Consider the following 25,020-nt stretch of genomic DNA (forward strand, 5'->3'; position numbering starts at 1 on the left):
GCGGCACTCCTTAACGGTCTTTCGGATCGAGGGCATCACGCAGGCCATCGCCGATAAAGTTGAAACAAAACAGTGTTACCACCAGGAATCCCGCCGGGAACAGCAGCAGCCAGGGTGAAACTTCCATAGAGTTGGCGCCATCACTTAACAGTGCGCCCCAGCTGCTCAGCGGCTCCTGGGTACCCAGGCCGAGGAAGCTCAGGAAAGATTCAAACAGGATCATGCTCGGCACCAGCAGGGAGGCATACACCACCACCACACCCAATACGTTCGGCACGATGTGGCGAACAACGATATTGCCGGTAGACACCCCACCGACCTGCGCCGCTTCGATAAACTCTTTGCGCTTCAGGCTGAGGGTCTGGCCGCGCACGATACGCGCCATATCGAGCCAGGAAACCATGCCGATAGCCACGAAGATCAGCAGGATGTTCTGACCGAAGAAGGTCACCAGCAGGATGACAAAGAACATAAACGGGAAGGAGTTCAGGATCTCCAGAATACGCATCATCACCGAATCGACTTTGCCGCCGAGATAGCCGGACAGCGATCCGTATAAGGTCCCCAGAATTACCGCAACGAAGGCCGCTGCGATCCCAACCATCAACGAAATACGTCCCCCAATGGCCACACGTACCAGCAGGTCGCGTCCGGAGGAGTCGGTGCCGAAGTAGTGACCCGATTCGGTATCCGGCGCGCTGGACATCATGCCCCAGTCGGTATCGAAGTAGGTAAACTGCGACAGCATCGGCGCCAGCGTCACAAACAGGGCGATAATGACCAGCACAATGAGACTGGCAACCGCAGCTCGGTTGTGCATAAAGCGACGGCGGGCATCCTGCCAGAGACTACGCCCCTCCACTTCCAGTTTCTCACTGAAGTTTTCCAGCGCCTCGCTGTTTTTCTTACTTAACATCATGGCGAGCTCCAGTGTCAGTAGCGAATTTTCGGATCGATAACGGCATACAGCACATCGACGATCGCGTTAAAGAAGATGGTGAGCGCGCCAACGAGAATGGTCAGACTCAATACCAGAGAGTAGTCGCGGTTAAGGGCGCCGTTAACGAACAGCTGGCCAATACCCGGCAGACCATAGATGGTTTCGATAACCATCGACCCCGTGATGATCCCGACAAACGCAGGGCCCAGGTACGAGAGTACCGGCAGCAGCGCGGGCTTTAACGCGTGACGGAAGATGATACGGCGCATCGGCAGCCCTTTCGCACGGGCGGTGCGGATGAAGTTGGAGTGCAGCACTTCAATCATCGAACCACGGGTAATACGCGAAATACTGGCGATATAGGCAAGAGACAACGCCACCATCGGCAGGATCATGTACTGCAGCGCCCCGCCATTCCAGCCGCCGCCGGGCAGCCATTTGAGGGTAATAGCAAATATCATGACCAGTAAGGGTGCGACGACAAAGCTCGGTATGACCACACCGGTCATTGCCACCCCCATGACGGCGTAATCCCATTTGGTATTTTGATTAAGCGCGGCAATAACGCCCGCCGTCACGCCAAGAATAACGGCCAGTAAAAATGCCGCGGCGCCTAATTTTGCCGAAACGGGGAAGCTCGAAGCCACCAGGTCGTTTACGGAATAATCTTTGTATTTAAACGACGGACCAAAATCACCGTGGGCCAGCTGTTTCAGATAGTTGAAATACTGGGTGGAGATAGGATCGTTTAAATGATATTTCGCTTCGATATTCGCCATTACTTCTGGCGGCAGCGTACGTTCACCGGTGAAGGGGCTTCCCGGCGCGAGACGCATCATAAAGAAGGAGATCGTTATAAGAATAAATAGCGTTGGGATCGCTTCAAGACAGCGACGTAGGATAAATTTCAACATTGCCCGTACCTTCTGGCGTGTGCCTATATAGTATTACGATGAGTAGACACCGTGGGGCAGGCATCGCCCGCCCCACTCATTGCCATTAATGCTTGATAATATACAAGTTTTTAACGTAGATATTATCCATCGGGTCTTTCCCGGTATATCCACCTACCCACGGTTTAACCAGACGGGCGTTCACATAGTAGTAAACCGGCACGATCGCAGAGTCTTTATCGAGCTGCTGTTCGGCTTTCGCATACAGGTCAGCACGCTGCGCATCGTCAGTGGCTTTCAGGGTATCGCCGATCAGCTTGTCGAACTCAGCACTCTTATAGTGTGCGGTGTTGTTCGAGCTGTCGCTCAGCATGGTGTTCAGGAAGGAGGTCGGTTCGTTATAGTCCGCACACCAGCCTGCACGCGCCACGTCAAAGGTGCCCTGATGACGGCTGTCCAGGAAGGTTTTCCACTCCTGGTTTTCCAGCTTCACGTTGGCACCGAGGTTTTTCTTCCAGATGGAAGAGACGGCGATAGCCAGTTTTTTATGCAGATCGGAGGTGTTATACAGCAGGCTAAAGGTCAAGGGTTTCTCAGCGGTATAACCGGCTTCGGCCAGCAGTTTCTTCGCTTCTGCATTTCGCTGTTCCTGGGTCATTTTGAACCATTCTGGCTCGGTCAGCTTCGCACCATCGGTATAAGGCGGGGTGTAGCTGTAGGCCGGCAGGTCGCCCTGGTTCTTCACTTTGTTGACGATGATATCGCGATCCAGGGCCAGCTTCAGGGCGGTACGAACGCGAACGTCAGTGAATGGCGCTTTCTGGTTGTTAATTTCGTAGTAATAGGTGCAGAGGTACGGGTCAACGTGTACTTCAGCTGGGATCTCTTTTTTCAGCTTCTGGAACAGTTCAATCGGCATGTTGTTATAGGTCATGTCGATTTCGCCGCTGCGGTAGCGGTTAACGTCAGTCACTTCAGACGAGATTGGCAGGTAGGTAACCTGATTGATAACGGTTTTCGCGTTATCCCAGTAGTTGGTATTACGCTCGAGGTCGATACGTTCGTTAACAACCCAGGCTTTCAGCTTATATGCACCGTTGGTAACGATATTGGCAGGCTGAGTCCACTTCTCGCCAAATTTCTCAACCGCGGCTTTCGGAACCGGGGATACGGACGGGTGAACCAGCAGCTTGTAGAAATACGGGACCGGCTCGCTCAGGGTCACTTCGAAGGTATTGTCATCGATCGCTTTTACGCCGAGGTCGGTAACCGGTTTTTTGCCGGCGATGATGTCATCGATATTGGCGATGTGGCCATACTGCAGATAGCTTGCATACGGCGAGGCGGTGTTTGGATCCGCCAGGCGCTGCCAGCTATAAACGAAATCTTGGGCGGTAACCGGGGAACCATCGGACCACTTAGCGTCTTTACGCAGGTGGAAGGTCCAGACTTTACCGTCTTTGTTTTCCCATTTTTCAGCAACACCCGCAACCGGGTGGCCGTTAACGTCAGAGACCAGCAGACCTTCGAACAGATCGCGGTTAACGTTAGACTCCGGTACACCTTCAATTTTGTGCGGGTCCAGAGACTGAACTTCAGCCCCGTTGTTACGAACCAGCGTTTGCTTCTCCGCCAGTTGAACCCCAGCAGGTACGTCAGCAGCCATTGCAACGTTGCCTGCGATTAGCGCAGATAAAATTCCCGCAGCTACCAGACTTTTTTTTGTGATGATGGACATTGTGTTGATACTCCACTCTTTATAATTACTGGTTTTTTACCAGCCTGTTTAATTCCCCTTTTTGGGGTTCCCTGACAACGTAGGAGTTTATGCTGCCGTCAGGCGTTTTTTTACTTCTTGCTATCACCGACTTTACTATTACTGGCGGCTCGTCTGGCCGCCTTGCGTCGATTTGTCACACGCCTCCCCTGTCGAGGCGTGTATTAATTCTTATAGGTCAGAACCGTTAATGAAAAAGATTCTCATCTAAAGGAATTACACTAAAATGGAATGGCCGGAAAGTACCAAATGGCTTACTTAGGTGCCAATACATTTTGCAAATTTGTTAACCAATTCTCTTTTACGAAAGTTACCCTGACGTTGTGGGCTACCCTGCCGCGCATCAAAAACGGAAAAAGTTACCGCTATTCAATGGGATGTTGAAAGTGTTGTCGATGACGGCCTGGCGTTGCCAGAGATCTGGTGTTATTTGTACAAAAAATTAACAACTGTCTATTATTTAGCACATTCATCTAAATCATTCAGCAAATTACTAATATCATCTCAGTTATCTTGCAGCAAGCCCCAGAGTATCGTGTGAGTAAAATAACAGACATATTGCGCGGAATGTGACCAGTGCAGGAGGGTGATGGATGGCAAGCCATTGAAAACTAAACAAACAAAATTATTAATAAAATTTATTATAGTTAAAGCGATTTTCAACTTTCATTATATGATTTGCTGATAATGACAAAAAAAACGGAGCCACAGGCTCCGCTCTTTCGCATGAAATGGTTAACTTAATAAACCCGGGAAAATTGATTTCAGACCGGTAACAATAAATTCAATCCCCAACGCCATCAGCAGCAGCCCCATAATACGGGTGATAACGTTAATACCCGTCTGTCCCAGCAGGCGCACCAGCCACGGCGCAATACGGAATACACCCCAGCAGCAGAACGCAAACAGCGCGATGGCCACCGAGAAGCCAAGCAAATGCATCAGATTGTGGTAGCGCGTCCCCCATACAATGGTCGAGCTGATCGCCCCCGGTCCCGCCATTAACGGCAGGGCCAGCGGTACCACGCCGATGCTTTCGCGGATGGCGGTTTCTGATTTTTCCTGCTTGTTTTGTTTGTCCTCACCCAGTTTACCGCTGATCATTGACATCGCAATTGTCACCACGAGGATCCCGCCGGCAATTCTGAACGAATCAATGGAGATGCCAAAAATCTGCAATATTGAATCGCCAAGATAGAGCGACGTCAGCAGGATGATTGCCACCGACAAATTTGCCGTCAGGTTTGTTTTATTCCTGGCCACGGCGGTCTGATAGCTGGTCATACTGATGAAGACCGGGATGATGCCCACCGGGTTCACCAGCGCGAACAGACCAATGAAGAACTTAAAATAGGTTGGAAAATCAAAGAGCGATAGGCTCACTGTTAGCTCCGCTGATAAGCAAATCGTAATATAAAATGTGGCAACCACAATAACCGCGCAGAAGATACGCCTTTTGCGCGTGGACTTCATCCCAATAATGCTAAATATGGTGGTACTACACTGTAAAATATTTGTGTACTTTATGCCTTCTTATGGTTCAATTAGTTTTGCAATTATTTAACATCTGATGAAATGCCCTAAAATACCCCTGCTGAAAGGTATCAGCTTATGGATAAATTGATACAGATCATATTTTCGGTACTCAGAAGTGAGTAATCTTGATTACGCCACCAGGGAGATTCAGAGTCTGAGCCCAGGCTACTGATAGGAGGCTCTTTTAGTAAATCAGGGGAACGATGAAAACGTTAACACCTTGTTTTTACGTAAGTTAAGCAAGTGGCAATGACGCTGACTATACTGATTTGTTGTCGGGCAGCTGATTTACTAAAAGAGTTTAACATTATCAGGAGAGCATTATGGCTGTTACTAATGTCGCTGAACTTAACGCACTTGTAGAGCGCGTAAAAAAAGCCCAGCGTGAATATGCCAATTTCACCCAAGAACAGGTTGATAAAATCTTCCGCGCCGCCGCTCTGGCTGCTGCAGATGCTCGAATCCCTCTCGCTAAAATGGCCGTTGCCGAATCCGGTATGGGTATTATCGAAGATAAAGTGATCAAAAACCACTTTGCTTCTGAGTATATCTACAACGCCTATAAAGATGAGAAGACTTGCGGCATTCTGTCTGAAGATGACACCTTCGGTACCATTACCATCGCTGAGCCAATCGGCATCATCTGCGGTATCGTTCCAACAACCAACCCAACTTCTACCGCTATCTTCAAATCGCTTATCAGCCTGAAGACGCGTAATGCGATCATTTTCTCTCCACACCCACGTGCTAAAGACGCCACCAACAAAGCGGCAGATATCGTTCTGCAAGCGGCGATTGCTGCAGGTGCACCAAAAGATCTGATCGGCTGGATCGATCAGCCTTCTGTGGAGCTGTCTAACGCCCTGATGCATCACCCGGACATCAACCTGATCCTTGCGACCGGTGGCCCAGGCATGGTTAAAGCCGCTTATAGCTCCGGTAAACCAGCAATCGGCGTAGGTGCGGGTAACACACCTGTTGTTATCGACGAAACCGCCGATATCAAACGTGCTGTCGCTTCTGTACTGATGTCTAAAACCTTCGATAACGGCGTAATCTGTGCTTCTGAGCAGTCCGTTGTTGTGGTTGACTCCGTATATGATGCCGTTCGCGAACGTTTCGCCAGCCACGGCGGCTACCTGCTGCAGGGCAAAGAGCTGAAAGCTGTTCAGGACATCATCCTGAAAAATGGCGCACTGAACGCTGCCATCGTCGGTCAGCCAGCGTACAAAATCGCTGAACTGGCAGGTTTCACCGTTCCAGCCAGCACCAAGATCCTGATTGGCGAAGTGAAAATCGTTGACGAAAGCGAGCCGTTTGCGCACGAAAAACTGTCTCCAACGCTGGCAATGTACCGCGCGAAAGATTTTGAAGACGCGGTCGTTAAAGCTGAGAAACTGGTTGCAATGGGCGGTATCGGTCATACCTCCTGCCTGTACACCGACCAGGACAACCAGCCAGAACGTGTTGCTCACTTTGGTCAGATGATGAAGACTGCCCGTATCCTGATTAACACCCCTGCTTCCCAGGGTGGTATCGGTGACCTGTACAACTTCAAACTCGCGCCTTCCCTGACTCTGGGTTGTGGTTCATGGGGTGGTAACTCCATCTCTGAGAACGTTGGGCCTAAGCACCTGATCAACAAGAAAACCGTTGCTAAGCGAGCTGAAAACATGTTGTGGCATAAACTTCCGAAATCTATCTACTTCCGCCGTGGCTCCCTGCCAATCGCGCTGGATGAAGTGATTACTGATGGCCACAAACGTGCGCTCATCGTGACTGACCGCTTCCTGTTCAACAACGGCTACGCAGACCAGATCACCTCTGTTCTGAAAGCAGCTGGCGTGGAAACTGAAGTGTTCTTCGAAGTTGAAGCTGACCCAACCCTGTCCGTTGTGCGTAAAGGCGCAGAGCTGGCAAACTCCTTCAAACCAGACGTGATTATCGCGCTGGGCGGCGGCTCCCCAATGGACGCAGCCAAAATTATGTGGGTAATGTACGAGCACCCGGAAACGCACTTCGAAGAGCTGGCACTGCGCTTTATGGATATCCGTAAGCGTATCTACAAGTTCCCGAAAATGGGCGTGAAAGCGAAAATGATCGCCGTCACCACCACTTCCGGTACCGGTTCTGAAGTTACTCCGTTTGCCGTAGTAACCGACGATGCAACCGGTCAGAAATACCCACTGGCAGACTACGCCCTGACCCCGGATATGGCGATTGTTGATGCCAACCTGGTTATGGAGATGCCGAAATCACTGTGTGCATTCGGTGGTCTGGATGCGGTAACTCACGCCCTGGAAGCTTATGTTTCTGTACTGGCGTCCGAGTTCTCCGACGGTCAGGCTCTGCAGGCACTGAAACTGCTGAAAGAGAACCTGCCAGCATCTTATAACGAAGGCTCTAAAAACCCGGTTGCCCGTGAGCGTGTGCACAGTGCTGCCACCATCGCCGGTATCGCGTTTGCTAACGCCTTCCTGGGCGTGTGCCACTCCATGGCGCACAAGCTGGGTTCACAGTTCCACATTCCTCACGGTCTGGCGAACGCCCTGCTGATTTCTAACGTTATCCGCTATAACGCGAACGATAACCCAACTAAGCAGACTGCATTCAGCCAGTACGACCGTCCACAGGCTCGCCGTCGCTACGCAGAAATCGCTGACCACCTGGGCCTGAGCGCACCTGGTGACCGCACTGCAGCGAAGATCGAGAAGCTGCTGGCATGGCTGGAAAGCCTGAAAGCTGAACTGGGCATTCCTAAGTCAATTCGTGAAGCAGGCGTTCAGGAAGCTGACTTCCTGGCACACGTTGACAAGCTGTCTGAAGATGCATTCGATGACCAGTGTACTGGTGCGAACCCGCGCTACCCACTGATTGCCGAGCTGAAACAGATCCTGCTGGATACCTACTACGGCCGTGAGTACTCTGAAGGTGTGGTTGCTGCGCCTGCAGTAGAAGCACTGGTAAAAGCGGATAAGAAAGCGAAGAAAAGCGCTTAATTAAACGCTCAATAAAAAACCCGCTCCGGCGGGTTTTTTTATGTCTGTTATACAGTGAAAAGAAGAATCAGCGACGACAGGCGTCCTGGATTGCTGTCAGAGAGCCGGTGACCAGCGCCTCTTTATAATGCTTGCGGCATACGGATACATAGCGTTCATTGCCGCCAATGACCACCTGCTCGCCTTCCGCATAGGGTTTACCCGCCTGGTCAAGACGCAGCACCATACTTGCTTTACGCCCGCAGAAGCAGATGGTTTTCAGTTCCACCAGTTTGTCAGACCAGGCTAACAAATACTGGCTACCGATAAATAGCTCACCGCGAAAATCAGTACGCAGGCCATAACAGAGCACCGGAATATCCAGCTCATCAACGACTTCGGAAAGCTCATGAACCTGCTGACGCGTTAAAAACTGGCTTTCATCTACCAGCACGCAGTGTACCGCCTGAACGGCAGATTCTGCTCGAATTTCATCCAGCAGATTGGTTTGTGGGTTAAATAGCCTGGCGGGAGAAGAAAGGCCAATTCGCGAGCTGACCTTCCCGGTGCCAAAACGGTCATCGATTTCAGCGGTGTAAACCACCGTCCGCATCCCACGCTCCTGGTAATTGTAGGAGGATTGCAGTAATGCGGTCGACTTACCTGCGTTCATTGCTGAATAGTAGAAATACAGTTGTGCCATTGGCCATTAAACCCTAATCAATGTGTATTATTACCGATGCGCGATTGTACCATATTTTGTCCGGTCTTCCCTGCCCTGAGGCGGTTTACGCGGGCGCCAGCGGGTTTTGTTCTTCACCAGGATATAGGATAAATGATGATGGATCATGCGAAAAAGACGAAATACGCTGGCTTTATATTCGTGCTAAGCTCTGGAAAAACCTGTTATTTTAATGACTACACAGGGCCAAAATGGATTAAGAAATAATTAACCATTCCCGTGGGTAACCGTGTTTTCAGTACTAATACGAAAGGTTGATATTTATCCTTAGCAACAATAAACCCTGACAAAATTACAGACAAAAAAAGAGTTCACCGTCAGGTTTACAACGCATCATTTGATAACGGGGGCCCCTTTTGCCCTACCAAATTTAAGTTGGCTTAATTAATAATAGTGTCGAATATTGGGTATTTTTTGAATTCCTTACATTATGACCTATTGCATATATCAATTTATGCCTCTATTATTACTTCAACAAACCCCCCACATTATAAGTTTGAGATTACTACAATGAGCGAAGCACTTAAAATTCTGAACAACATCCGTACTCTCCGTGCCCAGGCGAGAGAATGTACTCTGGAAACGCTTGAAGAAATGCTGGAGAAATTAGAAGTCGTTGTTAACGAGCGTCGCGAAGAAGAAAATGCCGCTGCTGCTGAAATCGAAGAACGTACGCGTAAACTGCAGCAATATCGTGAAATGCTGATCGCCGATGGTATTGATCCAAACGAATTGCTGAACAGCATGGCTGCCGCTAAAACCGGTACTAAAGCTAAACGCGCTGCGCGTCCGGCTAAATATAGCTACATCGATGAGAACGGCGAATCTAAAACCTGGACCGGCCAGGGTCGTACTCCAGCTGTTATCAAGAAAGCTATGGATGAACAAGGTAAACAACTGGACGACTTCCTGATTAAGGAATAAGTCAGTAAATTATCCGAAAAATCCCGCTTAATGCGGGATTTTTTATGCCTCTATTTTATACAGTGTGACATCCTGTTACATGCTGTCATAACGATTAAGCCTGTTTATACTCGTGCCCCTGCTAAGACGCGGCTTAAAAAGGTCATAAAAAAACCGGTGTAGCCTGGCTAACACCGGTTTTTTGCTTAGCGCGTCAACGCCGTATTAGTTTTTAATGCCCAGCGTGTCTTTCAGCCAGCCTTTAAATTCCTCACCCAGAGACTGGTGACGGATACCATATTCAACGAATGCCTGCATGTAACCGAGTTTATTACCGCAGTCATGGCTTTTACCTTTCATATGGTAAGCTTCAACGGTCTCTTTTTCGATCAGCATGTCGATGGCATCGGTCAGCTGGATTTCATCACCGGCACCAGGAGGCGTCTTAGCCAGCAGCGGCCAAATCTCTGCGCTCAGGACATAACGCCCTACTACAGCGAGATTAGACGGCGCTACGTCGGCTTTTGGCTTCTCAACGACGCCAACCATTGGCACGCTGTCACCCGGGTTCATGGCAACGCCTTTGCAGTCTACAACGCCATAGGCGGTAACGTCTTCAACTGGCTCAACCATGATCTGGCTGCTGCCCGTTTCGTCGAAGCGCTTAATCATTTCTGCCAGGTTATCCTGGGAGAGATCGGATTCAAACTCATCGAGAATAACGTCAGGTAAAATAACCGCTACCGGCTCGTTGCCGACTACCGGGTGAGCACACAGTACGGCATGGCCCAGACCTTTTGCCAGCCCCTGACGGACCTGCATAATAGTGACATGCGGCGGGCAAATAGACTGAACTTCCTGCAGAAGCTGACGCTTAACACGTTTTTCCAGCATGGCTTCAAGTTCAAAACTGGTATCGAAATGGTTTTCGATAGAGTTTTTGGATGAATGCGTTACCAGCACAATTTCAGTAATGCCTGCGGCAATACATTCGTTGACCACATACTGGATTAATGGCTTATCAACGAGTGGCAGCATCTCTTTTGGAATTGCCTTCGTTGCCGGCAGCATCCTGGTTCCCAACCCGGCAACCGGGATAACGGCCTTTGTCACTTTCGAATTTACGGCAGCCATTGAAACTCTCCTGAACTGTTCATGTTTTGAACTTTAGTCTGCATTAATAACGCGTTCAGTATATCAGCCTGTGGATGAAGTCCGGGTCTGAAAAGGACGCGCTACCGCTTAATTAGGATAAATACGAATGAAAACAGGCACCGATAGTAGCATTGCCCGTAAAACGACGGTAAAGCTATCTACCGTTTAAATTTCAACTGACTATTCTGTGGACAACATTAAGCGCAACCGTCCGCCTGAACCCCAAATTTGGCATTGCCATGAGGGGCAGCGGTGGCTTATTTGATTGAGATAAGTATTTCCTAAGGTTCCTAACGGAACGCCGTTACTGACCTGAATATGATGCTCACCCGTATTAAGCGTGGCATTAAGTCCGGCGGAAACCAGAATCAAATTTTTCAGGCCGCTGTGGTAATAACCGACCAGTAAAGGAAATTGTCCAGGCAGACTGGCTTGTCGCAGCAACTGGTTAACCTGTTTCAAAAGGCTACCTAACTCAGGCAGGCGCTGACCCTGATGAGAAAGTTGTTCCTGGAGTAAACCATTAAATAATGCACGCAATAATAACGCCGCCAGCACGCCATTATCCCCTGCCCGGGTAACATCCAGACAATAAAACGCCAGATCGTTATCGGACAACGGTGCGATATCCAGGACCAGACCCGGTTGATCCGCAGCCATCAGCTGGCGGTAATTCACTTTGCACCCGGAAAACGTCTGTTGCACTGGTGGCTGAAGTTCCTGTAACAGTTTTGCCGCTGCAGAAGGGTTATTTACCAGCGCATCCCAGTCCTGAAAAAGTCGTTCCTCTTCTTCAACACGCGAATTGAACATATTGGGATAGAGGCAAGCAAGTACGGTTTCACGTAACCGGTTCAGGTCTTTTACCGGCTTAAGCAGGACGTCCTGTACACCCAGACGTAAAGCTTTTGCGATATCAGCCATATTTTCCGTCGCGGAAATGACCAGAATCGGAATCTGGTCACCGGCATTACGTAAATGCTCCACCAGCTTCAGGCCATTCATTCGCGGCATGGCAATGTCGCAAATCATCAAATCGGGCTTGAGGCCCGCCATTTTTTCCAGAGCGTCGATTCCATCACCTGCAAGCGCGGTCGTCGCGCCCAGCGATGATAGCCATGAATCCAGTAAGGAACGGAAAACAGGCTCGTCTTCAACTATCAGAATTTGTTTCCCGGCTAATGGCTGTGTCATGGTCTCTCCTGGCGCTGACAATAGTTAAATAGTGGCATGCTATCGGTACTATCGCCTGTCAGATTTTGCTGAAGTAATCAAAAAAAGCGTGCTCAGGCTGTTGCCCGCACTAAAGGTAATAATTCATCCATTTTCTTTTCTACCGCCTGCGCGCCTGCGGTTATGGCCGCCTCTGCGCGATGAAAATCCAGCGTTGAAATTTGTGGACAAAAAGGTTGGATCAATATATCCGGCGGGTCACCCGCCATTCGGTTGCGCTTCAGGCGGTTTTCCAGCACCTGAATTGACGTTGTCATGATTTCCATGGCGGTAGGCGCAGCGACCAGTTTACGGGTGGTTCGCGTGAATCGTCCTCGCAGGCGTTTATGCCAGGCGAGATCTTCTGGCGCGGGCTCATCCGACTGGGTATTAACCGGCATAAGATCCTGCTGCATCAGGTGGGCATCATGCTGGAGGTCTACTGCAATCACGATATCGGCCCCCATTGCGCGGGTCAGTGAAATGGGCACCGGATTAACAACGCCGCCGTCAACCAGCCAGTAACCGTTATGCGGAACAGGGGCCATCAGGCCAGGCATACTGCAGGAGGCACGTACGGCAAGGTGGATATCGCCTTCGGTGAACCAGATCTCTCTGCCGGTGCTGAGGTTAGTCGCCACCGCGCCGAAAGGCATCTGACAGCTGGAGAATTCGGTCAGGGGCATGACCTCGCGAAAACGGTTAAAGACGCGTTCACCACGTAATAACCCGCCACGTTGCCAGGAGAGATCCATCAGGCGCAGGACATCCCAGTAGCTAAAGGAACGTACCCAGGTTTCCAGTTCGGGGAGTTTGCCACACGAGTAGGCGGCCCCCACCAGCGAACCTATTGAACAGCCTGCAACAATATCAATTTCGATACCCAAACGTTGTAAGGCGTTGATCACACCAATATGCGACCAGCCTCGGGCTGCACCTGAGCCCAACGCCAGTCCAATTTTTACTTTTCTCATTAGCCCTGTTTAGCGTCCCCTGGATTCCTGCATAGCGTCATTGCAAACGCTCAGTTAACATAGTGCCACCCTGGCGTTGTAAGCCATTCATATTTTATTTTCAGGAAAAGAACCGTGTCTCAACTCTGCCCCTGCGGTAGCGCTCTCGATTATAGCCTATGTTGCCAGCGATATCTTACTGGTGAACAGGTTGCACCCGACCCGGCATCACTTATGCGCTCCCGATATGCCGCTTTTGTGACGCGGGACGCAGACTACCTGATCAAAACCTGGCATCCATCCTGCCATGCTACTGATTTTCGTCAGGAGATCGAGGCCGGATTTGCAAATACGCAGTGGCTCGGCCTGACGCAGTACGAAAAAGCAGCGGGCCGGGATGAAAACGAGGGGTTCGTCAGTTTTGTAGCGCGCTTTACCGAACAAGGTAGAGCAGGCGCCATCATCGAACGCTCCCGTTTCTTAAAGGAAGGCGGACAGTGGTACTATGTTGACGGTACGCGTCCGCAGTTCGGTCGTAATGACCCCTGTCCCTGTGGTTCAGGTAAAAAATTTAAAAAGTGTTGCGGGCAATAAGGCCTGACGACACCAATTCAGCAAACACTTAAAGGATTTTCCGGCAATGCAATCAACACAACGTAAAGTGCTGCGCACCATTTGTCCCGACCAGAAAGGGCTGATCGCCCGAATTACCAATATTTGTTACAAACATGAACTGAATATCGTGCAGAACAACGAGTTTGTTGATCACCGTACCGGCCGCTTCTTTATGCGTACCGAGCTGGAAGGGATTTTCAATGACGCCACGCTGCTTGCCGATCTGGACGGCGCCCTGCCGGAAGGTTCGGTGCGCGAACTGACGCCTGCCGGGCGTCGTCGTGTGGTGATTCTGGTCACCAAAGAGGCGCACTGTCTGGGCGACCTGCTGATGAAAGCCAACTATGGCGGCCTGGACGTGGAAATCGCCGCTGTCATTGGTAACCACGAGACGCTGCGTACTCTGGTTGAGCGTTTTGATATTCCGTTTGAGCTGGTCAGCCATGAAGGTCATACCCGCGAAGAGCATGACAATCTCATGGCCCAGGCCATCGAAGCACATAATCCGGATTACGTGGTGCTGGCGAAATACATGCGCGTTCTGACGCCGTCATTCGTTGCCCGTTTCCCGAACAAGATTATTAATATTCACCACTCGTTCCTGCCGGCGTTTATTGGTGCGCGTCCTTATCATCAGGCGTACGAGCGCGGCGTGAAAATCATCGGTGCAACGGCCCACTACGTGAATGACAATCTGGATGAAGGTCCTATCATCATGCAGGACGTAATCCATGTCGATCATACCTACACGGCGGAAGATATGATGCGTGCCGGCCGCGACGTCGAAAAAAATGTGCTAAGCCGCGCGCTGTATCAGGTGCTGGCCCAGCGCGTCTTTGTGTACGGTAACAGAACGATTATTCTTTAATCCTTTATAAAATGAATTGATTAGCTTTGCGGCTTTATGCATAAAAATCAGGCAAACGATTCAATTTAGCAAAGGAAGTCTTTACAGGGGCGCGTCATTTGATATGATGCGCCCCGCTTCCCGCAAGGAAGCAGGCCAGTAAAAGCATTACCCCGTGGTGGGGTTCCCGAGCGGCCAAAGGGAGCAGACTGTAAATCTGCCGTCATCGACTTCGAAGGTTCGAATCCTTCCCCCACCACCATCTCTCAGCTTTACCTCAAAATTTGAATTACCCCTGGTGGGGTTCCCGAGCGGCCAAAGGGAGCAGACTGTAAATCTGCCGTCATCGACTTCGAAGGTTCGAATCCTTCCCCCACCACCATCACTTCCGAATCGCTTTAAATCCCTTAATTCACAAATAAGCCAATATTCTTTCGATTTCGTGCACCTGTTTTCCCCGGTGGCGCTGCGCTTACCGGGGCTACAAAACTGGATCGTAGGCCGGGTAAGGCAAAGCCGCCACCCGGCATGATAACCGCGCCGTGTCCGCTACACCGGAGGCAGCCGACGCGACACCGGTGAACGCTTCACAATCGACGTGTTGCACTGCGCATGTTGTGCCAGCCCATCCAGCAACGTATCCAGATGCTCAATCGAACGCACCACCAGCCTGATGACAAAACAGTCCTCGCCGGTCACTTTGTCGCTCTCAATACATTCGGGCATCTGCTGGATGTATTTATCCACCTTCTGCAATAACCCCGGTAACGGACGCACGCGAACCAGCGCCTGCAGCGTATACCCCAGCGCAGCCAGGTTTACCCGGGCGCTATAGCCCTGAATAATGCCCCGCTCCTCGAGCCTTTTTAAACGCTCCGCCGTACTGGGTGACGTAAGCCCAACCCGGGCACTCAACACCTTCAGCGACATTCGCGCGTCCTCAACCAGGCAGCGCAGAATATGGCGGTCGATATCATCAATTATGTAATCCATAGCATTTACCTAATTTATAAAAGCAGATCCTGACTCTTACCTTAATTCAGCCCTGTTAAACCGGACACGGTTTTTTAACAATAGAGACATTAATCAGGAGGTATATGATGCGTGACATTCAAAAAGGCGTCTGGCAGATGAGCCTGGCGATGCTGATATCCGGCTCTATCGGCGCGTTTGTTTTGCTTTCCGGTTTACCGGTCACTGGTGTGGTGTTCTGGCGCTGTCTGATTGGCGCCCTCGCCCTGTTTCTCTTTATTCGTTTCAGTAAACGCCCTTTTAGCCCGCTAACCCGGGTCACGCTCGGGCTGGCCGTTCTCGGCGGCGTGGCGCTGGTCATTAACTGGCTGCTGCTGTTTGCCGCGTTCGATCGTATCTCCATTGGGCTGTCTACGGTGGTGTACAACACCCAGCCCTTTATGCTGGTGTTGATGGGTATGCTGATGGGCGAACGGGTGAGCCTGGTAAAATGGGGCTGGCTGTTCCTTGCCTTTGGCGGTGTGGTTATCCTGCTCTCCAGCGAGCTGACCGGCGGGCACAGCACGCAATGGCTGACGGGGATCGGCCTGGCGCTGGGTGCCGCCTTCTTTTATGCCCTCACCGCCATTATCACCCGTAAATTAAAGACCATCGCACCCCAGCACATCGCGTTTATTCAGGTCTTAACCGGCGTAGTGATGCTGCTGCCGCTGGCCAGTATGCCGGTCTTCTCCAGCGATTTTCCGTGGGCGATTTTACTGACGCTGGGCATCGTGCACACCGGGGTGATGTATCAACTGCTCTACAGCGCCATTCAGAAGCTGCCTACCCCGATTATCGGATCGCTGTCGTTTATCTATCCGGTAGTCGCGCTTGTCGTCGACAACCTGGTATTTGGTCACGCGCTTAACCTTACTCAACTGGCGGCCGGAGCGCTGATTCTGTTTGCCGCGGCGGGTAATAACCTCGGCTGGGGCGAAAAAAAACCCCGCCAATGCGGGGTTGAGATGAAAGCGGCGGATTAGCGACGGGCGCGGACAATCTGGTATTTGCGCGTCATGTACTCCACCGGCGCGCTCCAGATATGCACCAGACGGGAGAACGGGAACAGCAGGAACAGCGTCATCCCCAGCACCAGGTGTACGCGGAACACAAACGCCACGCCGTCCAGATGCTCAGACGCCCCGCCGTGGAAGGTGACCACGGACTGGGCCCACCCTACCAGCTTCAGCATTTCGCTGCCGTCCATATGCTGCGCCGAGAACGGAATGGTCAGCAGACCCAGCGCACACTGCACCATCAGCAGGGAGAGGATCAGAATATCCGCTCCGGTGGTGGTGGCCCGCACGCGCGGGCTGAACAGGCGACGCTTCAGCAGCAGCAGGCCACCCACCAGGGTCATCACGCCGCAGGCGCCGCCCGCAATCATCGCCATCTTCTGCTTCACGTCCATCGGCAGGAAAGATTCATACATCCAGTGCGGGGTCAGCATTCCAAGGAAGTGACCGGCAAAGATGCCCAGAATACCGAAGTGGAACAGGTTTGAGGCCATGTTCATCCCTTTACGATCCAGCATCTGGCTGGAGCCGGCACGCCAGGTGTACTGGCCGTAGTCGTAACGCAGCCAGCTGCCAATCAGGAAGACCGAACCCGCGATATAGGGATAGATATCGAAGAAGAACATATTCAGGAAGTGCATTATTGCTGTCCTCCGGTAGAGATATTCAAATATTGCGGGGCCACGGCACCGGCAAAACGACGCTGGTGAGCGGCAATTTCCGACTCACCGCAGCTCTGGTCAGCAAAGAACTTCACCTGCTCCTCTTCCCAGACCGCATCCAGCGCCTGTGGGGTATCGTCGCGCGCTTCATCGGCGATTTTTTCCGCCACTTTTTCACTGTCAACCACAGCGTTTGCCAACTTCACCAGCAGATCGAACAGCACCGCATAGCGGCTTTCACGCTGTTGTAAGCGCGCGCTCAGTAACGCCAGAATCGGGGCGATATCCTGCAGGCCGCCCAGCGCCTCCTCCTTCGGCAACTGCGCCAGATATTCCAGGTACAGCGGCAGGTGATCCGGCAGCTCGCGGCTGTCGAGATGCAGGCCGTGCTGCTCGTACTGGGACATCAGATCCACCATCGCCTGGCCCCGGTCACGGGATTCACCGTGAACGTGTTCGAACAGCAGCAGCGACGTGGCGCGGCCGCGATCGAACAGCTGGCTGTAGTCAGACTGCACGTCCAGCAGATCCCGGGAAAGCAGATCGCGGAGGAAAACGCCCAGGGTCTGGGCATCCTCTTTATCCAGGTTTTCCGATGACGCGAGTGCATCGAAGAGTTCCTGTTGATGCTGCACCAGCGCAGCATCCGGGTACTCGAGCAGACGCGAAACAATGACGAGTTCAATCATTGGTGCGGCTCCGTTTTGCTGGTCACATCCATCGCGTCAATGCGACGGCTGTTGAACAGGTTGAATTTGTTGTCTGAACCGTGGCAACCGTCGCCGAAGGTAAAGCCACAGCCGCTTTTTTCCGGGAAGGCTTCACGGGCCAGCTCACGGTGGCTGCTCGGCACCACGAAACGATCTTCGTAGTTAGCAATCGCCAGATAGCGGTACATCTCCTGGGCCTGGGCTTCGCTTAAGCCCACCTCTTCCAGCGCGCGGGTATCGATGACGCCGTCAACGGTTTCCGCACGTTTGAAGTGGCGCATCGCCAGCATACGTTTCAGGGCCAGCAGTACCGGCTGGGTGTCACCCGCGGTGAGCAGGTTAGCCAGATACTGAACCGGGATACGCAGGCTTTCGACATCCGGCAGAATGCCGTTGCTGCCCAGCTCGCCCGCATCCGCAGCAGACTGGATGGGTGACAGAGGCGGCACGTACCAGACCATCGGCAGGGTGCGGTATTCCGGGTGAAGCGGCAGGGCCAGCTTCCAGTCCATCGCCATTTTGTACACCGGCGACTGCTGCGCCGCGTCGATCACGCTCTGCGGAATGCCATCTTTCAGCGCCTGGGCAATCACTTTCGGATCGTTCGGATCGAGGAACACGTCCAGCTGGCGCTGGTAGAGATCTTTCTCGTTCTCGGTGCTTGCCGCGTTTTCAATGGCATCTGCGTCGTACAGCAGCACGCCGAGGTAACGGATACGGCCTACGCAGCTTTCAGAGCAGACGGTTGGCATCCCGGCTTCGATACGCGGATAACAGAAGATGCACTTCTCAGACTTGCCGCTCTTCCAGTTGAAGTAGATTTTTTTGTACGGGCAGCCGGTGATACACATACGCCAGCCGCGGCACTTATCCTGGTCGATCAGCACGATGCCGTCTTCTTCACGCTTGTAGATAGCACCGCTCGGGCAGGTGGCGACACATGCCGGGTTAAGGCAGTGCTCGCACAGGCGCGGCAGATACATCATGAAGGTGTTTTCGAACTGGCCGTACATCGCCTTCTGCATGTTCTCGAAGTTCTGGTCTTTGGCGCGCTTTTCGAACTCGCCGCCCAGAATCTCTTCCCAGTTGGGTCCGCTGGTGATCTTGTCCAACCGCTTCCCGGTGATCAACGAGCGTGGACGGGCGATCGGCTGGTGTTTACCTTCCGGGGCGTTATGCAGGTTCTGGTAATCGTAATCAAACGGCTCGTAGTAGTCGTCGATGCCCGGCAGATGCGGGTTAGCGAAGATTTTACCCAGCAGCATTGCCCGGTTACCCATGCGCGGCACCAGCTTGCCGTTGATTTTACGGATCCAGCCGCCCTTCCATTTCTCCTGGTTTTCCCAGTCGTTCGGGAAGCCGACGCCCGGCTTGCTTTCCACGTTGTTGAACCAGGCGTACTCCATCCCTTCCCGGCTGGTCCAGACGTTTTTACAGGTGACTGAGCAGGTATGACAGCCGATGCATTTATCCAGATTCAGCACCATGCCGACTTGTGAACGAATTTTCATTTTACGCTCTCCTGTACCTGGTCATTACCTTCACCGTCTAACCAGTTAATGTTCTTCATCTTACGTACCACCACGAACTCATCGCGGTTCGATCCTACGGTGCCGTAGTAGTTAAAGCCGTAGGCCAGCTGCGCATAGCCGCCGATCATATGGGTAGGTTTCGGCGTAATACGGGTCACGGAGTTATGAATACCGCCGCGCTGTTCCGTTATCTCAGAACCCGGCAGGTTCACGATACGTTCCTGCGCGTGGTACATCATGGTCATCCCGGCCGGCACACGCTGGCTCACTACCGCACGGGCGGTCAGGGCACCGTTGCTGTTAAACACTTCGATCCAGTCGTTATCTTCGATACCCAGATCTTTGGCGTCCGCTTCACTCATCCAGACAATCGGGCCACCGCGTGACAGGGTCAGCATCAGCAGGTTGTCGCTGTAGGTAGAGTGGATACCCCACTTCTGGTGCGGCGTGAGGAAGTTCAGCGCCTTCTCCGGGTTACCGTTGGATTTCGCACCCATCACGGCTTTCACGGAGCGGGTGTCAATCGGCGGACGGTAGACCAGCAGGCTCTCACCGAAGTCACGCATCCACTGATGATCCTGATACAGGGACTGACGACCGGACAGCGTACGCCATGGGATCAGCTCGTGAACGTTGGTGTAACCGGCGTTGTAGGAGACATGCTCATCTTCCAGACCAGACCAGGTCGGGCTGGAGATAATTTTGCGCGGCTGAGCCTGGATGTCGCGGAAACGGATCTTCTCGTCTTCCTTGTTCAGCGCCAGATGGGTATGGTCGCGACCGGTAAACTCACTCAGCGCCGCCCAGGCCTTCACCGACACCTGACCGTTGGTTTCCGGGGCCAGGGTGAGGATCATCTCCGCTGCATCAATCGCCGTGTTCAGCATTGGCTGACCTTTGGCCGGGCCGTCCGCTTTGGTGTAGTTGAGCTTGCGCAGCAGATCCATTTCGCTCTGGGTGTTCCAGGCGATGCCCTTGCCGCCGTTACCGATTTTCTCCATCAGCGGGCCGATAGAGGTAAAGCGCTCGTACGTCGCCGGGTAATCACGTTCCACCGGAATAATGTGCGGAGCCGTTACGCCCGGGATCAGGTCGCACTCGCCCTTTTTCCAGTCCTTCACGTCCAGCGGCTGCGCCAGTTCGGCGGCAGAGTCGTGCTGGATTGGCAGCGTGACCACGTCGGTCTCTTTACCCAGATGCCCTACGCAGACTTCGGAGAATTTCTTCGCGATGTCCTTGTAGATATCCCAGTCGCTTTTGGATTCCCACGCCGGATCGACGGCGGCAGACAGCGGATGAATAAACGGATGCATATCCGAGGTATTCATGTCGTCTTTTTCATACCAGGTGGCGGTTGGCAGGACAATATCGGAGTACAGGCAGGTGCTGGAGAGACGGAAGTCCAGGGTCACCACCAGATCCAGCTTGCCGTCCAGGCCGTTGTCTTGCCACTCCACCTCTTCCGGCTTCACGCCGCCCTGCTTGCCGAGATCTTTCCCCTGGATACCGTTTTCGGTGCCAAGCAGGTATTTCAGCATGTACTCGTGGCCTTTACCGGACGAGCCCAGCAGGTTGGAGCGCCAGATAAACAGGTTGCGCGGATGGTTTTTCCCGTTTTCCGGCTGTTCAGCGGCGAAACGGATAGACCCCTCTTTCAGGGACTTGACGGTGTAGTCCACTGGCGTCATGCCAGCTTTTTTCGCCTCTTCCGCAATGCGCAGCGGGTTGGTGCCCAGCTGCGGCGCAGACGGCAGCCAGCCCATACGTTCAGCGCGAACGTTGAAGTCAATCAGGTGGCCGGTATAGCGGGATTTATCCGCCATCGGCGACAGCAGCTCCTGGGCGGTAACCGTTTCGTAGCGCCACTGGCTTGAGTGGTTATAGAAGTAGGAGGTGCTGTTCATGTGACGCGCCGGACGCTGCCAGTCAAGGGCAAACGCCAGCGGCTGCCAGCCGGTCTGTGGACGCAGTTTTTCCTGGCCGACGTAGTGTGCCCAGCCGCCGCCGCTCTGACCGACACAGCCGCAGAAGATCAGCATGTTGATCAAACCGCGATAGTTCATATCGAGGTGATACCAGTGGTTCAGACCGGCACCGACGATAATCATCGAACGCCCGTGAGTCTTATCGGCGTTATCGGCAAATTCCCGGGCGGTACGGATGATGTGCGCCCGCGGTACGCCGGTGATCTGTTCTGCCCAGGCCGGAGTATAGGCTTTTACCTCGTCGTAGCTGGTGGCGCAGTTTTCGTCGCCAAGACCACGCTCCAGACCGTAGTTGGCCAGGGTCAGGTCATAAACGGTGGTCACCAGCGCGTTAGAGCCATCGGCCAGTTGCAGGCGTTTCACCGGCAGTTTGTGCATCAGGACGTTTTGCAGCTCAACCTTGTTGAAGTGTTCAGACCCTTCGCCGCCAAAGTACGGGAAGCCGACATCGGCAATCTCGTCCTGGCTGCCCAGAATGCTGAGGCGCAGTTCGGTCTCTTCACCCGTTGTGCCGTTACGCTGCTCGAGGTTCCATTTGCCCTTCTCACCCCAGCGGAAACCGATAGAGCCGTTTGGCGCCACCAGCTCGCCGCTGCTGTTACAGGCAACGGTTTTCCACTCCGGGTTATTTTCCTGGCCCAGCGCATCCACCAGATCGGCGGCACGCAGCATACGGCCTGCGGCGTAGTAACCGTCGCGCTCTTCCAGCATCACCAGCATTGGCATGTCGGTGTACTTGCGCACGTAGTCGGTGAAGTACTGGCTTGGTTTGTCGAGGTGGAACTCACGCAGCATGACGTGGCCCATCGCCAGCGCCATCGCCGCATCGGTACCTTGTTTTGGTGCCAGCCACAGGTCGCACAGTTTGGCGATTTCGGCGTAGTCCGGCGTCACGGCAACGGTTTTTGTGCCTTTGTAACGCACTTCGGTAAAGAAGTGGGCATCCGGGGTACGGGTCTGCGGAACGTTGGAGCCCCAGGCAATGATGTAGCTGGAGTTATACCAGTCTGCGGATTCCGGTACGTCGGTCTGTTCACCCCAGGTCTGCGGAGAGGCAGGCGGCAGGTCACAGTACCAGTCGTAGAAGCTCAGGCAGGTACCGCCGATCAGGGACAGATAGCGGGCGCCCGAGGCATAGGAAACCATCGACATCGCCGGGATCGGTGAGAAGCCAGCCACACGGTCCGGGCCGTAGGTTTTCACGGTGTAGACGTTGGAGGCAGCGATCAGTTCGTTCACTTCCTGCCAGGAGGAGCGCACAAAGCCACCGCGACCGCGGGCCTGTTTGAAGCTCTTCGCTTTGTCGGCGTCTTCGATAATAGAGGCCCAGGCCAGCACCGGATCGCTGTGCTGCGCTTTCGCTTCGCGCCACATCTTCATCAGGCGTTTACGCATCAGCGGATATTTCAGGCGGTTAGCGCTGTACAGGTACCAGGAGTAGCTGGCGCCACGTGGGCAGCCGCGCGGTTCGTGGTTTGGCATATCCGGGCGGGTGCGTGGGTAGTCGGTCTGCTGCATTTCCCAGGTCACGAGACCATTTTTAACGAAAATCTTCCAGCTGCAGGAGCCGGTGCAGTTTACGCCGTGGGTAGAACGCACCACTTTGTCATGTTGCCAACGCTGACGGTAACCGTCTTCCCAGTCCCGGTTAGTCTCCAGAACCTGGCCGTGCCCATCGGCAAAAGTTTCACCCTTCTGTTTGAAGTAGCGAAACCGGTCCAAAAATTTGCTCATCGGGTATCTCCTGTATGGAGCCTGTGGCTCTCTAAATCGACATTGCTGATTTGCTGCGAAGGTAACGCTATGAAAGATGGCGGGAATTGATAACGATCAAGAGGAGCCGGGGATGTTAAGGGGGGTAAATTTTGCACTACCACTAAAGCGGTACAAATTTTATTAAATTATGTTTCTGTTTTATAAGGTTATTTTAAAATTATCGTACAAAACAATCCAGGCCATTTCACCCCGGTGGTATTAAGGGGTAGGCCATCCTGTTTAGCGATGGCGATCGCAGCGGCTGCAGGCTGACGGCGTTTGAACCTTTAAGTATGTTGTAACTAAAAATAACGTAAAAAAAGCGCGGCACCAGGCCGCGCTAACGGATAATCAAACTGACTTACTTTTTATTAGAATTCCGTCCGTATACCAGCCAGGTGACAAACACGCAGGCGATATAGAAAATCAGGAACACCTTCATGGCGCCTGCCGGTGAGCCGGTCAGGTCCAGCGAGATACCAAAGGCTTTCGGGATGAAGAACCCGCCAATCGCGCCGATGGCTGAAATAAAGCCCAGTGCGGCGGCGGTGTCGGTGGCCGCTTCACGCATTGCCTGCTCCTCGGTTCCGCCCTGCGCTTTAACGCGATCCATCGTCAGTTTACGGAAGATCACTGAAATCATCTGGAAGGTAGAGGCGCTACCCAGCCCGGCGGTCAGGAACAGCACCATAAACACCGCGAAGAAGGCCCCGAAGTTGCCGCCCACGCCGTTAACCGGCAGGGTCATGAACAGCAGCGCACAGAAGACAGCCATCACCACAAAGTTTACCAGCGTGACGCGGGTGCCGCCCAGACGGTCGGAGATCATCCCGCCGGTAGAACGTGCCAGCGCGCCAATAAACGGACCGAAGAAGGCATAGTGCAGGATCTGCACATCCGGGAACTGGGTCTTCGACAGCATGGCAAACCCGGCAGAGAAGCCGATGAATGAGCCGAACGTGGCCAGATAGAGCAGCGCCATGATCCACAGGTGGGCACGCTTAAGCACCGGCAGCTGTTCACTGAGGGAGGCTTTCGAGGCGGCCAGATCGTTCATACCAAACCATGCCGCCAGGGTGAAGATCACCAGGAACGGCACCCAGATCCATGCGGCGTTCTGCAGGAAGAGGTACGAGCCATCGGCCTGCTCAACGCCTGCGCCGCCAAATGCGGCAAAGATCCCGACCGAGATCGCCAAGGGTGCAATCAGCTGCATTACGCTGACGCCCATGTTGCCCAGGCCGCCGTTGATCCCCAGCGCCCCGCCCTGCTTTTGCTTAGGGAAGAAGAAGCTGATATTCGCCATGCTGGAGGCAAAGTTTGCACCCGCGAAGCCACACAGCAGAGAGATAATCACGAAGACGCTGAACGGCGTAGAGGTATCCTGTACCGCAAAGCCCAGCCAGACGCACGGGATGATCATGATCCCGGTACTGAACGCGGTCCAGCGGCGACCACCGAACAGCGGCACCATAAAAGCGTAAGGGACACGCAGCAGCGCACCGGAGAGCGCAGGCAGTGCGGTTAACATAAACAGCTGGTCGGTGGTAAACGTAAAGCCCACTTTTGGCAGGTTGACGGCGACAGCGCTGAACAACATCCAGACGCAGAATGCCAGCAGCAGGCAGGGAACGGAAATCCACAGATTACGACTGGCGACACGTTGACCACGCTGTTGCCAGAACGCCGGATCTTCCGGACGCCACTCGGTAATGACTGCGCCAGAATCCCTTTCGGGGGTAGTTGAGTGACTCATAGACACCTCTGATTCTCAAAAGATGCTGCAAAGATCAGG

At 53.1% G+C, this 25,020-nt stretch carries 19 protein-coding genes and 2 tRNA genes; 7 read left to right on the top strand and 14 right to left on the bottom strand.

Annotated elements, in window-relative coordinates:
- Nucleotides 1-10 precede the first annotated feature (10 nt).
- From oppC to NB069_RS12870, 4 genes are all read right to left on the bottom strand, one after another.
- Nucleotides 11-919 carry an oligopeptide ABC transporter permease OppC gene (oppC, locus tag NB069_RS12855; protein WP_039030680.1) on the bottom strand — a complete coding sequence of 303 codons (909 nt, stop codon included), beginning with the start codon at nucleotides 917-919 and terminating at the stop codon, nucleotides 11-13.
- A gap of 14 nt (nucleotides 920-933) precedes the next feature.
- Nucleotides 934-1,854 (bottom strand): oligopeptide ABC transporter permease OppB, encoded by a 921-nt coding sequence (oppB, locus tag NB069_RS12860; RefSeq protein WP_039030681.1) that lies wholly within the window; start codon nucleotides 1,852-1,854, stop codon nucleotides 934-936.
- 85 nt (nucleotides 1,855-1,939) lie between these two features.
- Entirely contained in the window at nucleotides 1,940-3,571 is a 1,632-nt protein-coding gene (gene oppA, locus NB069_RS12865) for an oligopeptide ABC transporter substrate-binding protein OppA (RefSeq protein WP_250584101.1), read from the bottom strand.
- Between the two features lie 774 nt (nucleotides 3,572-4,345).
- Nucleotides 4,346-4,993, bottom strand: a complete 648-nt coding sequence (locus tag NB069_RS12870) for a YchE family NAAT transporter (RefSeq protein ID WP_250584102.1) — start codon at nucleotides 4,991-4,993, stop codon at nucleotides 4,346-4,348.
- 476 nt (nucleotides 4,994-5,469) lie between these two features.
- Between NB069_RS12870 and adhE the strand changes: the two genes are divergently transcribed.
- Nucleotides 5,470-8,145 carry a bifunctional acetaldehyde-CoA/alcohol dehydrogenase gene (gene adhE, locus NB069_RS12875; RefSeq protein ID WP_250584104.1) on the top strand — a complete coding sequence of 892 codons (2,676 nt, stop codon included), beginning with the start codon at nucleotides 5,470-5,472 and terminating at the stop codon, nucleotides 8,143-8,145.
- A gap of 67 nt (nucleotides 8,146-8,212) precedes the next feature.
- On the opposite strand, the gene tdk is transcribed toward adhE, so the two are convergent.
- Nucleotides 8,213-8,827 carry a thymidine kinase gene (tdk, locus tag NB069_RS12880; protein WP_250584106.1) on the bottom strand — a complete coding sequence of 205 codons (615 nt, stop codon included), beginning with the start codon at nucleotides 8,825-8,827 and terminating at the stop codon, nucleotides 8,213-8,215.
- A 549-nt stretch (nucleotides 8,828-9,376) separates the two neighbouring features.
- On the opposite strand from tdk, the gene hns reads away from it, so the two are divergent.
- Nucleotides 9,377-9,790 (top strand): histone-like nucleoid-structuring protein H-NS, encoded by a 414-nt coding sequence (gene hns, locus NB069_RS12885; protein WP_250584108.1) that lies wholly within the window; start codon nucleotides 9,377-9,379, stop codon nucleotides 9,788-9,790.
- A 204-nt stretch (nucleotides 9,791-9,994) separates the two neighbouring features.
- On the opposite strand, the gene galU is transcribed toward hns, so the two are convergent.
- From galU to rssA, 3 genes are all read right to left on the bottom strand, one after another.
- Nucleotides 9,995-10,903, bottom strand: a complete 909-nt coding sequence (gene galU / locus NB069_RS12890) for a UTP--glucose-1-phosphate uridylyltransferase GalU (RefSeq protein ID WP_250584110.1) — start codon at nucleotides 10,901-10,903, stop codon at nucleotides 9,995-9,997.
- A gap of 201 nt (nucleotides 10,904-11,104) precedes the next feature.
- Nucleotides 11,105-12,118, bottom strand: coding sequence for a two-component system response regulator RssB (gene rssB, locus NB069_RS12895; protein WP_250584112.1), 1,014 nt, complete (start codon nucleotides 12,116-12,118; stop codon nucleotides 11,105-11,107).
- A gap of 92 nt (nucleotides 12,119-12,210) precedes the next feature.
- Entirely contained in the window at nucleotides 12,211-13,110 is a 900-nt protein-coding gene (gene rssA / locus NB069_RS12900) for a patatin-like phospholipase RssA (RefSeq protein ID WP_250584114.1), read from the bottom strand.
- Nucleotides 13,111-13,224: 114 nt separating this feature from the next.
- On the opposite strand from rssA, the gene NB069_RS12905 reads away from it, so the two are divergent.
- The 4 genes from NB069_RS12905 to NB069_RS12920 all read left to right on the top strand — a co-directional run bounded on the left by NB069_RS12905 (nucleotide 13,225) and on the right by NB069_RS12920 (nucleotide 14,933).
- A complete protein-coding gene (locus NB069_RS12905) occupies nucleotides 13,225-13,683 on the top strand; it encodes a YchJ family protein (RefSeq protein WP_250584116.1) in 459 nt (152 codons plus the stop codon).
- Between the two features lie 46 nt (nucleotides 13,684-13,729).
- The gene (gene purU, locus NB069_RS12910; protein ID WP_032611289.1) at nucleotides 13,730-14,572 is read left to right on the top strand and encodes a formyltetrahydrofolate deformylase; all 843 of its coding nucleotides are present in this window, start codon (nucleotides 13,730-13,732) and stop codon (nucleotides 14,570-14,572) included.
- A 156-nt stretch (nucleotides 14,573-14,728) separates the two neighbouring features.
- Nucleotides 14,729-14,813, top strand: a tRNA-Tyr gene (locus NB069_RS12915).
- A gap of 35 nt (nucleotides 14,814-14,848) precedes the next feature.
- A tRNA-Tyr gene (locus NB069_RS12920) sits at nucleotides 14,849-14,933 on the top strand.
- A gap of 167 nt (nucleotides 14,934-15,100) precedes the next feature.
- Here NB069_RS12920 and NB069_RS12925 read toward each other — a convergent pair.
- Nucleotides 15,101-15,544, bottom strand: coding sequence for an Lrp/AsnC family transcriptional regulator (locus NB069_RS12925; protein ID WP_250584119.1), 444 nt, complete (start codon nucleotides 15,542-15,544; stop codon nucleotides 15,101-15,103).
- Nucleotides 15,545-15,651: 107 nt separating this feature from the next.
- Here NB069_RS12925 and NB069_RS12930 point away from each other — a divergent pair, with 107 nt between their 5' ends.
- Nucleotides 15,652-16,548: a DMT family transporter gene (locus NB069_RS12930; protein ID WP_250584121.1), complete on the top strand. Its 897-nt coding sequence runs from the start codon at nucleotides 15,652-15,654 to the stop codon at nucleotides 16,546-16,548.
- Here NB069_RS12930 and narI read toward each other — a convergent pair.
- From narI to NB069_RS12955, 5 genes are all read right to left on the bottom strand, one after another.
- A complete protein-coding gene (narI, locus tag NB069_RS12935; RefSeq protein ID WP_250584123.1) occupies nucleotides 16,545-17,222 on the bottom strand; it encodes a respiratory nitrate reductase subunit gamma in 678 nt (225 codons plus the stop codon). The two genes, NB069_RS12930 and narI, sit on opposite strands and share 4 nt — an antisense overlap.
- Nucleotides 17,222-17,932 carry a nitrate reductase molybdenum cofactor assembly chaperone gene (gene narJ / locus NB069_RS12940; RefSeq protein ID WP_250584125.1) on the bottom strand — a complete coding sequence of 237 codons (711 nt, stop codon included), beginning with the start codon at nucleotides 17,930-17,932 and terminating at the stop codon, nucleotides 17,222-17,224. The genes narI and narJ overlap by 1 nt, the downstream gene beginning before the upstream one ends.
- Nucleotides 17,929-19,464, bottom strand: coding sequence for a nitrate reductase subunit beta (gene narH, locus NB069_RS12945; RefSeq protein WP_250584127.1), 1,536 nt, complete (start codon nucleotides 19,462-19,464; stop codon nucleotides 17,929-17,931). Before narH ends, narJ begins: the two co-directional genes overlap by 4 nt.
- Entirely contained in the window at nucleotides 19,461-23,204 is a 3,744-nt protein-coding gene (locus tag NB069_RS12950; protein WP_250584129.1) for a nitrate reductase subunit alpha, read from the bottom strand. The genes narH and NB069_RS12950 overlap by 4 nt, the downstream gene beginning before the upstream one ends.
- Before the next feature lie 382 nt (nucleotides 23,205-23,586).
- Entirely contained in the window at nucleotides 23,587-24,981 is a 1,395-nt protein-coding gene (locus NB069_RS12955) for a NarK family nitrate/nitrite MFS transporter (protein ID WP_250584131.1), read from the bottom strand.
- Nucleotides 24,982-25,020 lie beyond the last annotated feature (39 nt).

The sequence above is a fragment of the Leclercia adecarboxylata genome, assembly GCF_023639785.1.
Classification (GTDB): domain Bacteria; phylum Pseudomonadota; class Gammaproteobacteria; order Enterobacterales; family Enterobacteriaceae; genus Enterobacter; species Enterobacter adecarboxylatus_D.

Bases quoted from the DNA above. Each gene is read 5' to 3' on its own strand.
- oppC (WP_039030680.1), bottom strand. From the start codon at position 919: ATGATGTTAAGTAAGAAAAACAGCGAGGCGCTGGAAAACTTCAGTGAG.
- oppB (WP_039030681.1), bottom strand. From the start codon at position 1,854: ATGTTGAAATTTATCCTACGTCGCTGTCTTGAAGCGATCCCAACGCTA.
- oppA (WP_250584101.1), bottom strand. From the start codon at position 3,571: ATGTCCATCATCACAAAAAAAAGTCTGGTAGCTGCGGGAATTTTATCT.
- adhE (WP_250584104.1), top strand. From the start codon at position 5,470: ATGGCTGTTACTAATGTCGCTGAACTTAACGCACTTGTAGAGCGCGTA.
- tdk (WP_250584106.1), bottom strand. From the start codon at position 8,827: ATGGCACAACTGTATTTCTACTATTCAGCAATGAACGCAGGTAAGTCG.
- hns (WP_250584108.1), top strand. From the start codon at position 9,377: ATGAGCGAAGCACTTAAAATTCTGAACAACATCCGTACTCTCCGTGCC.
- galU (WP_250584110.1), bottom strand. From the start codon at position 10,903: ATGGCTGCCGTAAATTCGAAAGTGACAAAGGCCGTTATCCCGGTTGCC.
- rssB (WP_250584112.1), bottom strand. From the start codon at position 12,118: ATGACACAGCCATTAGCCGGGAAACAAATTCTGATAGTTGAAGACGAG.
- rssA (WP_250584114.1), bottom strand. From the start codon at position 13,110: ATGAGAAAAGTAAAAATTGGACTGGCGTTGGGCTCAGGTGCAGCCCGA.
- purU (WP_032611289.1), top strand. From the start codon at position 13,730: ATGCAATCAACACAACGTAAAGTGCTGCGCACCATTTGTCCCGACCAG.
- NB069_RS12925 (WP_250584119.1), bottom strand. From the start codon at position 15,544: ATGGATTACATAATTGATGATATCGACCGCCATATTCTGCGCTGCCTG.
- NB069_RS12930 (WP_250584121.1), top strand. From the start codon at position 15,652: ATGCGTGACATTCAAAAAGGCGTCTGGCAGATGAGCCTGGCGATGCTG.
- narI (WP_250584123.1), bottom strand. From the start codon at position 17,222: ATGCACTTCCTGAATATGTTCTTCTTCGATATCTATCCCTATATCGCG.
- narJ (WP_250584125.1), bottom strand. From the start codon at position 17,932: ATGATTGAACTCGTCATTGTTTCGCGTCTGCTCGAGTACCCGGATGCT.
- narH (WP_250584127.1), bottom strand. From the start codon at position 19,464: ATGAAAATTCGTTCACAAGTCGGCATGGTGCTGAATCTGGATAAATGC.
- NB069_RS12950 (WP_250584129.1), bottom strand. From the start codon at position 23,204: ATGAGCAAATTTTTGGACCGGTTTCGCTACTTCAAACAGAAGGGTGAA.
- NB069_RS12955 (WP_250584131.1), bottom strand. From the start codon at position 24,981: ATGAGTCACTCAACTACCCCCGAAAGGGATTCTGGCGCAGTCATTACC.